Consider the following 13365-nt stretch of genomic DNA (forward strand, 5'->3'; position numbering starts at 1 on the left):
GGAATTGCAGAGCTGGTTGGGCAATGCAGGACGTTCCGGTGTCACACACGCCCCCTTGCGCCAAGCCTTTTGGCTACCTTGAGCACCGCCACCTCGCGAAGGCTTCGCGGCATCTGCGCCGATCGCCGGCACCGATACCGCAAAGACCCCGCGCCTTGCAATCAAGGCAGCGCATAAGCCATCACATAGTCGCCCAGCTTCGTGCCAAACGAGCCATGCCCCCCCGCTGCGATCACGACATACTGTTTGCCATTCGCTTCATAGGTCATCGGCGTTGCCTGGCCGCCTGCGGGCAAGCGGGCCTGCCACAACATGTCGCCGGTATCCGTGTCGAACGCGCGGATGTAGTTGTCGGCAGTGGCGCCGATAAAGAACACGTGGCCCGCCGTCGTCATCGGGCCGCCCAGCATCGGCATGCCCATCTTGAACGGCAGCGGCAACGGCGCGCTGTCGCGCACTGTGCCGATACGCCTCTTCCAGACGATCTGGTTCGTCTTCAGATCGATCGCCGACACATAACCCCACGGCGGTTGCTTGCACGGCAAACCGGTCGGCGCAAAGAACGGATTCAACTCGACGCCGAACGGAATGCCGTACTGAGGCTGAATGCCGGTTTCGGTGCCGCTGCCGCCTTTGGCGTTCTTATCCGGTTCGATCGGGTTGCCCGGGCCGCGCGGAATCAGCTTCGACACGAACGGCAGCGCGATCGGATTCGCAATCGCGATCTGCCGATCCGTATCCACGGCAAGGCCACCCCACTCGAACATGCCGAGGTTGCCGGGGAACACCAGCGTGCCCCGTTCCGACGGCGGCGTGAACGTACCGTCATAGTCCAGATGCTGGAACATCACGCGGCACACGAGTTGATCGAACATCGTGGCGCCCCACATATCGGCGCCCGTCAATTTCCGGCTCGGCCGGAATGTCAGATCGGAGAACGGCTGCGTCGGCGATACGTGATCGCCTGTCGCCGCACCTTGCGGGACCGGCCTTTCCGGCGCCGGCACGATCGGTTTGCCGGTGCGGCGGTCGAGCACGAAGATGTTGCCGGTCTTGGCCGGCGCGTAGACGACCGGCACGACATTGCCCGACTGATCGGTGATGTCGGCGAGCGTCGGCTGGGCCGGCAAGTCCATGTCCCAGAGATCGTGATGGACGGTCTGATAGAACCATGCCAGCTTGCCGGTGGTCGCATTGAGCGCGAGCAGGCCGCTGGCGAAACGTTCCTGCTCCGGCGTGCGGTTGCCGCCCCAGATGTCCGGCGTGGTCACGCCCATCGGCAGATAGACCAGATCGAGCTTCGCGTCGTAGACGGACGGCGCCCACGAATTCGGCGAATTGATCGAATAACGCTGACCTTCGCCAAGCACCGCGTTGGGCTCTTTCGCGCCCGGATCGAATGCCCACAGCAGCTTGCCCGTGGTCACGTCGAAACCGCGAATCACGCCGGAAGGCTCACGCGTCGAGTAATTGTCTTCGACGGCGCCCGCGATCACAATCACCTTGTCGGTAATGACGGGCGGCGAGGTCGGCTCGTATTGACCGGCGGTCGTCACCGGCTGGCCGGCTTGCAGATCGAGGTCGCCATTGGTCGCGAAGTCCTTGCACAACTGGCCGCTTAGCGCGTCGACAGCGTACAGGTGACCGTTGTTCACCGGCAGATATATCCGGCGCGCGCATGTCGCGGGCGCCGCCGACGGTGCCGCCGCCTGCCCGTCATCGCCCGCACCGGTAGCCGTCAGGTCGTGATACGACACACCGCGACACGTCACGTGCTGGAAGCTCGGATCGGTCTTCAGCTTCGGATCGAAACGCCACTTTTCCTGGCCGGTCGCGGCGTCCAGCGCGAACAGGATCTGGTGCGGCGAGCATAGATACAGCAGGTTACCTATTTTGATCGGTGTGACTTCATCGGTGATCTCGCCCGGGTCGGTCGAACGCTTCATGTCGCCGGTGCGGAATGTCCACGCCGGTTGCAGATTCTTCACGTTCTCCGCGTTGATCTGCTTGAGCGGCGAGTAGCGCGTGCCGTGCTGAGTGCGGCCGTACGCGGGCCAGTCGGCGTCAGCGGCAGATGCGGCCGTGGCCGCCTCGGGTGCGGACGCGCTGCTCAGCGTGCCGTTCAGTTCCTGCGGATCGTTGAAGACCGCATAAACCAGCACGACGCCGCTGACAATCAATGTGGCGCCGAGCGCCATGGCCGGCGTCCTGGCCGGCGCGTCGAAGCGGCGATAGACAAATGGCAGCAGCAGCCAGATGCCGAAGATGACCAGCACGCCGAGACGCGGCGTCAGCGCCCAGAAGTCGGTGCCGACTTCCCACAGCGACCATCCGATGGTCCCCAACAGCAGCAATGCATAGAGACCAAGCGCAAGCGGTTTGCGGCGCTGGACGAGAACGGCCGTGACCAGCATGACGACGCCTGCGATGACGTAGTACGGCGAGCCACCGCTCGCCACCAGCCAGACGCCGCCGACCAGCAGATACAACCCGGACAAGGCGGCGAAGACCACAGTCAGCACGCGTGCTATGGAAGAAGATTCGGATCTTTGCATCCTGATTACCTCTGCAGTTGGTAATGCCGCGTCGGAATGAGACGAAACGCCTGGCAAGCGGGAAGGCTTGAACGCTCCGGGGACGGGATTGACATTCTGCTGTCGCGTAGCACGATTCGTACCTCGAAGCATCGCGAGTCGAACGGCGCTATGCGGCTCGCATGGCTGAGCGGCATCGGCCTGGCGGCAGCGTGTTCATCGACAGGAGAGACCGTCATGACACATTCCTTTCATTGCATGCCGCGCAGTTTCCTCTTTGCCTGCTGTGCGCAAGCGCCATGGGTTGTAAGCCAGTCCATTGACGATGATAGCCGAGGGATAGCGTGTCATCGAGAGATGTGTGCTTGAAAGCGCGTCCCGATGAAGCGGGCGGCGGCGGTGCGGACATCCTGCCGCTGTCGGCGGCGACCCGGCATTGCGTACGACAGGGCATTGGCATTAGCCAATACCGGTCGATGGATGCTCTATCCGGCACAGCAGCGGTGGATCATCGACAACGCCGGCGACAAGTCACCACCATCGCGCATTCGGGGTTACATATTCAAGTACATGGCTGCAAAAACGGCACAAGTCTTGGTGATCGTCCGCCGTTTGTCATCGTGTCGGCTAGAAATGGACGATTGCTCCAATCCCTACACAGCTATTTGCACGGCGACGATGACTCCTATTTCCCCATTCAATGCGGCAAGCGCACTCGCCCCTGCGAGACAGGGTCTTGTTCATTAGCCGCACCACGCGAAAATCCACGCGACAAGACCGTCGAATGAAACCCTGCAACTTCAGGCTCCTTCGAGAATTTGTCTTAAAAGAATAATGATAGGATTACTTATAATATAAATGGCCGCACAACGCGACAAAATCCCCGGCAAGCGCGTTTTTCTTCCGTGGCTTAGTAACTTTTCTTTTGAAATGACCATTGACCACGCCGTCGCTGAATCGCCCGCAATCGAATGTAACCTGATGCCCGCAATGGTTTTGCTAACCGGGGTCACACCCAGCATCTTCGGCACTTCAAGCCCGCACTGTTCCGGCGAAACCCGAGACGCACACGGTCAATCGTGCGTGAATGCCAAAAAGGTTTATCGGTGGTGCGCAACCACGGCCTGCTGTTCAAGCACCGCCCTCGCCGTCCCACTTCCCCACGCCGGCACAACGGCAAGATCGCCGTGAAGCAAAGCAATGCCGTTGCTACCCGGACGAATTCGGATTCCGTTGCGAAGATGGCGCCGCGTTGCGCATCAGCTTTGCACTGGACTGCTGCGAACGGAAGGCCGTGTCGAGATTGCGCCCGTCAATCAGACACGACGAACAGACAAGGTCGACGCGGCCACCGACCGCGACCAATGTATTGACCTCAGGCGCCTCGCCCTGCTCCGTCGTCCCGTCCAGATCCGGCAAGCTCGCGGATGAGACTCTCCGCCAGCGGCCACTCTCCATAGCCGGCCGCAGGGTTCAGATGTCCCACTTCGCCAAGGTCGACGAAGCGGCTGTTCCAATCGGCGGCCATAGTGGCAACGCGATCGAACGCCGCAAGGGGATCGTTGCGGCTGGCTCCGACGATGCTCCGGAACGGCAGCGGTTTGCGCGGGATTGGCAACCACCCGTGATCTTCGAGCACGTCCAGCGTCGGATAGCCTGCGGGCATGGGCAGTTCCAGGTCGGCCGGGGTAGCCAGCAGCGCGCCCTGAATCGGACGGCTGTGGTGCTGCGCCCAATGCACGGTAATCATGACGCCGGCGCTGTGAGCGACCAGCACGATCGGCCCGTCGATCTTCGCGATGGCCTCGTTCAGTGCCGCGACGCGCGCCGCGCAACTGAGCTTGTCGTATTCGAGCGGCGGCACTGAAGCCGCTTTGGGAAGGCGAGCCTGCAGCAGCGTCTGCCAGTGTTCGGCCACGTGGTCACGCAGGCCGGGCACGATCAGTATCGTAGGTGCCGTATCGGGAGTCACGACGTCGATTCCTTCAGGTTAATACGGCCGGTCGCCAACGATCCCGGCTCGCTCCATCTTGCGATGGCACGGCGCGTAATCCATCACCGCATAGTGCTGCGTGCTGCGGTTGTCCCAGATCGCGATGCTGTTCGGTTTCCAGCGCCAGCGCACCTGGTACTCGGGGATGTAGGCCTGGCTGATGAGATAGCGCAACAGATCGCCCGCACCCGGATTGGCGTCCTGTCCGAAGCGCACGCGCGCCGGCGTGTGGTAGTTCGTGATGTGCGTCGTGAACGCGTTGACGAACAGCACTTTCTCGCCCGTTTCAGGGTGTGTGCGTACAACCGGATGTTCCGCATCGGGATATTGCGCTTTCAACGCGTGCCGTTTTTCGATCGGCATCGCCGCACCGAAGCTCGCTTCGATGCTGTGGCGTGCGTACAGATCGGCGATCTGCTCCTTGACGTGCGCGGGGAGGTTCTCATACGCGAGCACCATGTTCGCCCACATCGTATCGCCGCCAACGGGCGGACATTCCACGCATCGCAGCACAGCACCGAACGGAGGCGCATCGCGCCAGGTTGCATCGGAATGCCAGGCGTTTTCGTAGCGGTCGTTAGGCTGATCCGGCGACTTGTAAATGCGCACGAGGCCTGGATTCTCGGGATCGCTGCCCGAGACCGGGTGGCCCTCCAGGTCGCCGAAGCGCCGCGCGAACGCGACATGCTCGGCACGGCTAATCTCCTGATCGCGAAGGAACAGGACGCGATGCTTGAGCAGGTTCGCGCGAATCTCGGCAAAGAGGCCATCGTCGTGGATCGCGTCGGCAAGCCTGACACCCACCAGTTCGGCGCCAATGGCGTTGCTGAGTTGTTCGATATGCATGTCGCTCTCCTTAAATGACGAACACGGACGAGCCCGTTGTCTTGCGCGATTCGACATCGCGGTGCGCCTGCGCGGCATCCTCGAGCGCATAGCGCTGATTGATTTCGATGCTGATGCGGCCCGCCGCGACGTGGCCGAAGATTTCCGCGGCCAGGTCCGCTTTTTCGGCGGGGTCGGCGATATAGTCGGCAAGCGCCGGACGGGTCAGATACGGCGATCCTTTCATGGCCAGGATCTGCGGATTGAATGCCGCGATCGGTCCCGACGCCGTGCCGACGCAAACAATCAGGCCGCGGCGTTTGACTGAATTCAGCGTGGCATCGAATGTATCCTTGCCGACGCTGTCGAAAACCACATTGACGCCGACGCCGTCGGTCAACTCGCGTACGCGCCTCGCGACGTCTTCGTGGCTGTAGTTGATGGTGTGCGCGCAGCCGTGCGCGCGGGCGACTTCCGCCTTCGCTTCGCTCGACACAGTGCCGATCACCGTAAGGCCCAGCAGCTTCGCCCATTGCGAGACGATCAGCCCGACGCCGCCCGCGGCAGCGTGAAGCAGAATTGTGTTGCCGGGTTTGAAGTCATAGATGCGCCGCATCAGATACGCCGAGGTCAGGCCGCGCATGGTCATGGCTGCTGCGGTCGCGCAACTGATGCCTTGCGGCAGCTTGATCAGCGGCTCAGCCGGACAGAGACGCTCCGTGCTGTAGGCGCCCAGCGTGTTGATGAAACCCGTGTAGGTGACACGATCACCTACCGCGACGTTCGTCACGCCCTTGCCCACTGCTTCGACGACACCGGCTGCTTCCACACCCATGCCGGCAGGCAACGGAACCGGATAGAGTCCGGAGCGGAAATAAGTGTCCGCGAAATTCAGGCCAACGGCCTCATGGCGCAGGCGAACCTCACCGGGCCCCGGCTCGCCGACTTCAACGTCTTCGTAACGCAAGACTTCAGGGCCACCGGTCTCATGAAAGCGGACTGCTTTCGCCATGATTCGTTCTCCAGGTTGTTTCTCGATTGACTTAAAGGTAATGCGGTTGCTGAAGGACCTCTACGCCCACGGCACTGAGGTCGATTACCGCACGGTCTCCATGTGCTGCTTTGACTACGCCGCGCTGCCGCTTCATCAGGCGGACCGCGCAGCAAGTGCTCCCTTTTCCCAAAGCGCACAAGCCAGGCCGATATCTACGCCGCTCGCGAAGCAGGTGGGGAGCCTCCCTCTTCAGGCGCCGTCGGCAGGAAATCTCGATTGCCATGCTGGCCGAGTTTTGCCAGCGCATCGGGCACATGCCGACGCAACGGAAGAGGGATCAGTTGAACGAAGATACGGCAATCCGGCGCTACGGATTTCGTTTTTGATGACATTCTTTTGTGATTTGGCGACACTGCGCGTTAACACCAATCCCACGCCAATGGGCCGAATACGAGGCGCTGCGATCGAGCGTGGACAGCAGCCCGACCGCCCGGCGCGCCGCTGAAATGCCCCGCCCCGATTGCAGACCTAAGCGAGGTCAGTGACGAGATAATGCGAATCCATCCAGTCGTAGCTCGAACTGCCGCTTGCCCAGGCCCAGTTGGTCCGGCCGTCGCCTGTTCTGCTTTCTGCACGATCGACTGTTGCCTCCTTGGCTGCCGTCCTTCCGCCCTCTGCCTGAGGTGCGAGGTGTTGCGTCTGCGTCCCGTGTTGTCCAATCCTGGTCATTGCTGAATTTCCTGTTAAAAGAACTGGCAGCAGCACCGCGCCGCTAACCTGGCCGGCTAACTTGCAAGGAGTGGGCCAACCCGGCACTGAAGATCCAGACCATTGATTTAACGGCACAATGTTTTTTCCCGCTGCGTCGCCAGCTGCAAAAGTGAAATTTGAATTTCACTTTTGGCCTCGCCAGGAACATGCGCCGATATCAATCGGATTCCTATCTTTCTCGACAAAGCCGCGTCGCAACCGCCGTCAGCGCCCCCTTAATGCATGCGGGAACCGACCGGCTGCTTCATACAAGGGTTGATTACGGGCGCACGTCCCCTCTGCCTCGAAGGTCGTGGCCGACTTTGTCAATAGATGGGCTGATTTAGGTAGTCGATTTGCGTTGAGTCTGGACTACGATCGGCTCAACAGTTTCCCTGCCGCAGTCATCAGCACTCCCCCGCCCGTACCTGCGTTGTCCAACGCAGCTTTCCGGATTGGCACTCGCCCCTCTCGCCCTGGGAGGGAATCGACGCGAACGCTGTCGCCAGCGCCTCGCCTCAGGAGACGACACGATTGCGATCCGTCGGCCACGCCCGATACGGTGCGGCGGCGGCGTTTCGGAAACAGACAGGGCAAGTCCATTCATTAACGACTAGCAGAGAAAGAGATGAACGAAATCGGTGGTTACGACATTGAAGACCTGGAAGCCGGCATGACCGCGACCTATGCGAAAACCATCACGGAGGCGGACATCCAGTCCTTCGCGGCCGCATCGGGCGACAACAACGCCGTTCACATCGACGAGGCATTCGCGCGGACCACGCCGTTCAAAGGGTGCATTGCGCATGGGATGCTGACCGCCGGTGTGATTTCCGCGGCGCTCGCCGGGCAACTCCCGGGCCCCGGCACTTTGTACCTCGGACAGAATCTGCGTTTCAAGGCACCGGTTCGGCCTGGTGACACGGTGCATGCGACGGTGTCGGTGAAAGAACTGCAGTTGGAACAGCGCCGGGTCGTGATGTCGACCGTGTGCACAGTCGGAGGAAAAGTGGTGATCGACGGCGAAGCGGTCGTCATGGCCACGTCTCGTACGCGACGCCTCGCCGAATGCGCGACCCACGCTGAACAGTCTGCCAGCGTCGTTCAATCAGGCGAGGCGGTGTAATCATGTCGTTAAACGCACCGACTGAATATCTACAGGGATTTCTCGATTCCGGACCGCTGTTCTGGCGCGCGATGGCGAGCATGAAACCGGATGGAGACCATTACGATCAGAACGCCGCGCACGCCAAGCCGGCGCCGCTCGGAACACGGCTCGCCCCCGTGGCCCTGCTCGATGCGGTCTCGGCGTACTGGCCGCAGATGACATCGGTCTGGACCCGCTCTCTGGCTAGCACACTGGGCGCGCAAACCGAGCCCGTGATCGCCCCGAAGCGCAGCGACCGCCGCTTTCTTGCCGAAGACTGGCGCAACAATGCATGGTATAGCCTGCTCAAGCAGAGCTACCTGCTCAACGCGCGGTTTCTTGAAGAAGTGGTCGAAGCTGCCGTACTTAGCGAAAAGGACAAACAGAAGCTCGTGTTCTTCTCGCGGCAGTTGATCGACTCGCTGAGTCCGGCCAATTTCGTCGCGACCAATCCCGAGGCGCTCAAGCTCGCGTTCGAATCCAACGGCGACAGCTTGCGCCACGGCTTCACGAAACTGCTCGACGATATGCAGCGCGGCAACATCTCGATCACAGACGAAACCGCTTACGAGGTTGGACACAATGTGGCGGTGTCGCAAGGCGCAGTCGTGTTCGAGAACGATCTGTTCCAGCTGATCCAGTACGCGCCGCTCACGGACCGGGTCGCCAAACGTCCCGTGGTGATCGTTCCGCCCTGTATCAACAAGTACTACATTCTCGATCTGCAGCCTGAAAATTCCTTCGTGCGCTTTGCCTGCGAACAGGGGATGACGGTGTTCATGGTGTCGTGGCGCAACCCCGATGCCACCATGGCGCAAACGACATGGGACGACTACGTCGAACAGGGCGCGTTGACGGCCATCAACGTAGCGCGCACGATCACCCGAGCCGACCAGGTCAACGCCGTGGGATGGTGTGTGGGCGGCACCATTCTGTCATCGGCAGCGGCGATCTCGCGCGCTCGCGGCGAGGACAAGCTGGCCAGCATCACCTTGCTCACCACGATGCTGGATTTCGAAGAGCCTGGCGAGCTGGGTGTATTCATCGACGAAGCCGGCGTCGCCCAGCGTGAAAGCGCAATCGGCCGGGGCGGCATCTACTCGGGCAAGGAACTGGGGTTCACGTTCCAGACCTTGCGGGCCAACGACCTGATCTGGCCTTACGTGATCGACAACTACCTGAAGGGCAAGTCGCCGATGGCATTCGACCTGCTGTACTGGAACGCCGACAGCACGAATCTGCCCGGCCCCATGTACACCTGGTATTTGCGCAACATGTATCTGGAGAACAACCTCTGCAAACCAGGACGCTTGACGGTGTGCGGCACGCCAGTCGATCTCGGACACATCGATGCCCCCACCTACGTGCTGGCCACGGAGGAAGACCACATCGTGCCGTGGCGATCGGCCTATCGATCCACGCGACTGGTTGGCGGCCCGACCCAGTTCGTTCTCGGCGCGAGCGGCCACATAGCCGGGGTCGTCAATCCTGCCTCGAAGAACAAACGAAGCTTCAGGGCCGGTGGTGATGCGACCGGCGATCCGGAGGCGTGGCTGGCGTCTGCCGAAACACAGCCGGGTAGCTGGTGGACGCACTGGATCGAGTGGCTCAAGCCGCACGCCGGAGAGCCGGTGAAGGCGCGCACGAAACCGGGAAGTACCCTTCATAAGCCGCTCGAAGCGGCACCGGGGCGTTATGCGAAGGTTCGTACGGCATAGCGTTGCATCGGGCCGGGCGCGTGCTCACGCCCGGCTGCCGCGAGACTCGGCGAACCCTATGATCGGGGCGGCGTTGCCGGTGACGGCACGCGAACGGCGTGCTCACGGACAGCCGCCGCAACCTGATCCCGATGCACGCCAGCCAATTCGACTGGATGAACCGACCTCCCTCTGCCTGACGCTGACCTGCCGATTCCGGTGAGCTTGCCGATAGCGCCAACCGGCGCCGAACGCTGCCGTACAATGACGAACGTGGTGCACCGACATCAACGAGCCTCGTCAAAGCCATGCATTCACCCAGCGCCACCGTCCCGATCTCACTCCTCAACGGCTTCCTTGCCGCGGCGGGGGCACGGCCTGGTCTCGTGCGCAAGTATCTGGATGAGGCTAGCATCTCCCCCGCGCTTCTGACCGAACCGGGCGCGCGCGTCACGGAGGAACAGTTTTCGACGCTATACCGTGCGCTCGCCATCGAATTCGACGACGAAATGCCCGGCATCTTCGCGCGTCCGATGCGCAGCGGCACGCTGAAGTTTCTCTGTCTGAGTCTGCTTGATGCACCCAATCTGGAAACTGCCATGCATCGGTTTGGACAGTTCTTCCACATCGTCCTCGACGACTTCAGGTTCGAGTCGCGCAGGGACGGCCTGATCGCGTGCGTCGCCCTTCACCCCGATCCGTCGTCGAACGTCAGCATGCTTGGGCAGCAGCTCATGTTAAAGCTCGCGCACGGCGTGGCATCGTGGCTGATCGGTCAGAAGATTCCCCTGCTGCAAGTCGAGTTTGCGTTTTCCTGCCCACCGCACACGGTGGATCATCTGTATCTGTTCCCCGGCCCGGTCCATTTCGACCGCCAGCAAACAATGATGCGCTTCAGCGTCGGGTATTTCGACATGCCGATCCGCCAGCGCAAAACGAATCTGCGCAACTTTCTCGCGCGTGCGCCGGAAGACTGGATTTTTGTTTCCTTCAGCGAGCAGCTCACGAGCCACCGCGTCAGGCAATACCTCGCCGCCTGTTTGCCCGATGTGCCGACCATTGAAGAGGCCGCGCGAAGTCTGCACTGCTCGGTCCGCACGCTGTGCCGGCGCCTCGCCGCTGAGGACACCGCGTTCCAGACGCTGAAGGACGAACTGCGGCGCGATATCGCAATCCAGCGACTCACCGGTACACACGACGCCATTGCCGCGATTGCGGGCGATGTCGGCTTTGACGACCCTACCGCGTTTCATCGGGCTTTCCGGCACTGGACCGGCAGCACGCCGGGCGAATACCGCCGCCATCCCTGAGCGCATCCCTAAGTGCGTCCCTAAGTGCATCCCTGAGTGCGTCCCGAACGCGTCCCTGCGCGCCTGACGGCGCCATCGCGCGGCAGCCCCGGCACGTTGCCCCGAGCTGCGAAGTAAGCGCATATCGGCGAGCCGTCCGGTTTGCGGGTCGTGGCCGGGTTTGTCAATAGATGGGCCGATTTGGGTAATCGATTTACGTGCAAACGGGACTACGATCGGCTCACTGTTATCGCACCGGGCCATCGCGTCTGCCTCCGCCCGCGTCCCCTCTTCAATTGCACCTCTGGAAATCCATCATGAGCTACACGGCACCCGTCAAAGACATGCTGTTTGTCATCAACGAACTCGCCCATCTCGATCGCGTGTCGACGCTTGCAGGCTTCGAGGACGCAACCGCCGACACCGCGCAAGCGGTGCTCGACGAAGCGGCAAAGTTCAGCGCGGACGTAATTGCGCCGTTGAATGTCGAAGGCGACAGAAATCCGAGTATCTTGCGCGACGGCGAAGTGTTCGCCACGCCGGGCTTCAAGGAAGCCTTCCACCAGTTTGCCGAAGGCGGTTGGCAAGGTGTCATGCATCCCATCGAATACGGTGGCCAGGGCTTGCCTAAACTGCTGGCGACGCCGTGCATCGAGATGCTCAACGCCGCCAACCTGTCGCTGGCCCTGTGTCCGCTGTTGACCGACGGCGCGATCGAGGCGCTCCTGACAGCCGGCACCGAAGCGCAAAAGCAAGCCTATTTGCCGAAGCTGATCTCCGGCGAATGGACCGGCACGATGAACCTGACCGAGCCCCAGGCCGGTTCGGACCTCGCCTTGGTCCGCACGCGCGCCGAGCCCCAGGGCGACGGCACGTATCGCGTGTTCGGCACCAAGATCTTTATCACGTGGGGCGAACACGACATGGCGAAGAACATCGTCCATCTCGTGCTGGCTCGCACACCGGGCGCGCCTGAGGGCGTCAAGGGCATCTCGCTCTTTGCCGTACCGAAGTTTCTCGTCAACGAAGACGGCTCGTTGGGTGAGCGCAACGACGTGCAATGCGTGTCGATCGAACACAAGCTCGGCATCAAGGCGAGCCCCACCGCGGTGCTGCAGTTCGGCGATCACGGTGGCGCAGTCGGTCAACTGATTGGCGAAGAGAGTCGCGGCCTCGAATACATGTTCATCATGATGAATTCGGCCCGCTTCGGCGTGGGCGTGCAGGGTATCGCCGTGGCTGAGCGCGCGTATCAGAAGGCCGTTGCGTATGCGAAGGATCGCGTGCAAAGCCGCCCGGTGGATGGCACCGCGAAGCAGTCCGTCGCGATCATCCAGCACCCGGATGTTCGCCGCACGTTGACGACCATGCGCGCGCTGACCGAGGGCTCGCGTGCCCTCGCCTACGTCGCCGCCGCGCACAGCGATATCGCGCATCGTCACGCGGACCCGGCCGTGCAGGCGGAACACCAGGCCATCTACGAATATCTCGTGCCGGTAGTGAAAGGCTGGAGCACGGAAATCTCCGTCGAAGTGGCCAGCATGGGCGTGCAGGTTCACGGCGGCATGGGCTTCATCGAAGAGACGGGCGCTGCACAGTACTACCGCGACGCCCGCATCCTGACGATCTACGAAGGCACCACGGCGATTCAGGCGAACGATCTGATCGGGCGCAAAACCTTGCGCGACGACGGTGCGGTGGCGAAGGCCATCCTCGCCCAGATCGATCGAACGCTGGGAGAATTGCGGGAATGCGCGTCGTTCTCCGCCCACCCCGCATTCCGCTCGCTGCACAAGCGGCTCACGACGGGCCGCGAGGCTCTCGCGAATGTGGTGGAATTCATGCTCGCCAATGCCAAAAGCGATCCGAATGCGGTATTTGCCGGCGGCGTGGCTTACCTGAAGCTGGCCGGCATCGTCCTCGCGGGCTGGCAATTCGCCCGTGCGCTGCTGGTGGCTGCCGGGAAGCACGATGACGATCAGTCGTTCTACGATTCGAAGATCGCCACCGCTCACTTCTTCGCCGATCACATCCTGACTCAGGCCGTCGCGCTCGAGGCATCCATTGTCAGCGCGAAGAACAACGAAGGCATGCTGGCACTGAGTGAAGACCAGTTCTAAAGAAAAGGCATCACAT

Annotated in this window: 11 protein-coding genes; 6 read left to right on the plus strand and 5 right to left on the minus strand. The window is 61.8% G+C overall.

The window, feature by feature from the left end; genetic code table 11:
• Nucleotides 1-161 precede the first annotated feature (161 nt).
• Entirely contained in the window at nt 162-2555 is a 2394-nt protein-coding gene (locus ACZ9H4_RS20380; protein WP_476120543.1) for a glucose/quinate/shikimate family membrane-bound PQQ-dependent dehydrogenase, read from the minus strand.
• A 344-nt stretch (nt 2556-2899) separates the two neighbouring features.
• On the opposite strand from ACZ9H4_RS20380, the gene ACZ9H4_RS20385 reads away from it, so the two are divergent.
• A complete protein-coding gene (locus ACZ9H4_RS20385; RefSeq protein WP_408153771.1) occupies nt 2900-3322 on the plus strand; it encodes a hypothetical protein in 423 nt (140 codons plus the stop codon).
• A gap of 12 nt (nt 3323-3334) precedes the next feature.
• Here the strand turns inward: ACZ9H4_RS20385 and ACZ9H4_RS20390 are convergent, their stop codons facing one another.
• The 4 genes from ACZ9H4_RS20390 to ACZ9H4_RS20405 all read right to left on the minus strand — a co-directional run bounded on the left by ACZ9H4_RS20390 (nt 3335) and on the right by ACZ9H4_RS20405 (nt 6364).
• Nucleotides 3335-3556, minus strand: coding sequence for a hypothetical protein (locus ACZ9H4_RS20390; RefSeq protein WP_476120545.1), 222 nt, complete (start codon nt 3554-3556; stop codon nt 3335-3337).
• Nucleotides 3557-3909: 353 nt separating this feature from the next.
• Nucleotides 3910-4506, minus strand: a complete 597-nt coding sequence (locus ACZ9H4_RS20395) for an RBBP9/YdeN family alpha/beta hydrolase (protein WP_408143913.1) — start codon at nt 4504-4506, stop codon at nt 3910-3912.
• An 18-nt stretch (nt 4507-4524) separates the two neighbouring features.
• Entirely contained in the window at nt 4525-5373 is an 849-nt protein-coding gene (locus ACZ9H4_RS20400) for a TauD/TfdA dioxygenase family protein (protein ID WP_408143915.1), read from the minus strand.
• Nucleotides 5374-5383: 10 nt separating this feature from the next.
• Nucleotides 5384-6364 carry a quinone oxidoreductase family protein gene (locus tag ACZ9H4_RS20405; RefSeq protein ID WP_476120548.1) on the minus strand — a complete coding sequence of 327 codons (981 nt, stop codon included), beginning with the start codon at nt 6362-6364 and terminating at the stop codon, nt 5384-5386.
• 46 nt (nt 6365-6410) lie between these two features.
• Between ACZ9H4_RS20405 and ACZ9H4_RS20410 the strand changes: the two genes are divergently transcribed.
• From ACZ9H4_RS20410 to ACZ9H4_RS20430, 5 genes are all read left to right on the plus strand, one after another.
• Entirely contained in the window at nt 6411-6851 is a 441-nt protein-coding gene (locus ACZ9H4_RS20410) for a hypothetical protein (protein ID WP_476120551.1), read from the plus strand.
• Nucleotides 6852-7724: 873 nt separating this feature from the next.
• Nucleotides 7725-8222, plus strand: a complete 498-nt coding sequence (locus tag ACZ9H4_RS20415; RefSeq protein WP_408143921.1) for a MaoC family dehydratase — start codon at nt 7725-7727, stop codon at nt 8220-8222.
• A gap of 2 nt (nt 8223-8224) precedes the next feature.
• Entirely contained in the window at nt 8225-9961 is a 1737-nt protein-coding gene (locus tag ACZ9H4_RS20420; protein ID WP_476120553.1) for a PHA/PHB synthase family protein, read from the plus strand.
• 287 nt (nt 9962-10248) lie between these two features.
• Nucleotides 10249-11250 carry an AraC family transcriptional regulator gene (locus tag ACZ9H4_RS20425; protein ID WP_408153779.1) on the plus strand — a complete coding sequence of 334 codons (1002 nt, stop codon included), beginning with the start codon at nt 10249-10251 and terminating at the stop codon, nt 11248-11250.
• Between the two features lie 296 nt (nt 11251-11546).
• Complete coding sequence (locus ACZ9H4_RS20430; protein WP_476120555.1) at nt 11547-13349, plus strand: acyl-CoA dehydrogenase; 1803 nt, start codon at nt 11547-11549, stop codon at nt 13347-13349.
• Nucleotides 13350-13365: the final 16 nt, after the last annotated feature.

The sequence above is a fragment of the Paraburkholderia sp. TE9906 genome (assembly GCF_056279605.1).

Coding starts and splice junctions, on each gene's coding strand:
- ACZ9H4_RS20380 (WP_476120543.1), bottom strand. CDS start 2,555: ATGCAAAGATCCGAATCTTCTTCCATAGCACGCGTGCTGACTGTGGTC.
- ACZ9H4_RS20390 (WP_476120545.1), bottom strand. CDS start 3,556: ATGCTGGGTGTGACCCCGGTTAGCAAAACCATTGCGGGCATCAGGTTA.
- ACZ9H4_RS20400 (WP_408143915.1), bottom strand. CDS start 5,373: ATGCATATCGAACAACTCAGCAACGCCATTGGCGCCGAACTGGTGGGT.
- ACZ9H4_RS20405 (WP_476120548.1), bottom strand. CDS start 6,364: ATGGCGAAAGCAGTCCGCTTTCATGAGACCGGTGGCCCTGAAGTCTTG.
- ACZ9H4_RS20415 (WP_408143921.1), top strand. CDS start 7,725: ATGAACGAAATCGGTGGTTACGACATTGAAGACCTGGAAGCCGGCATG.
- ACZ9H4_RS20420 (WP_476120553.1), top strand. CDS start 8,225: ATGTCGTTAAACGCACCGACTGAATATCTACAGGGATTTCTCGATTCC.
- ACZ9H4_RS20425 (WP_408153779.1), top strand. CDS start 10,249: ATGCATTCACCCAGCGCCACCGTCCCGATCTCACTCCTCAACGGCTTC.
- ACZ9H4_RS20430 (WP_476120555.1), top strand. CDS start 11,547: ATGAGCTACACGGCACCCGTCAAAGACATGCTGTTTGTCATCAACGAA.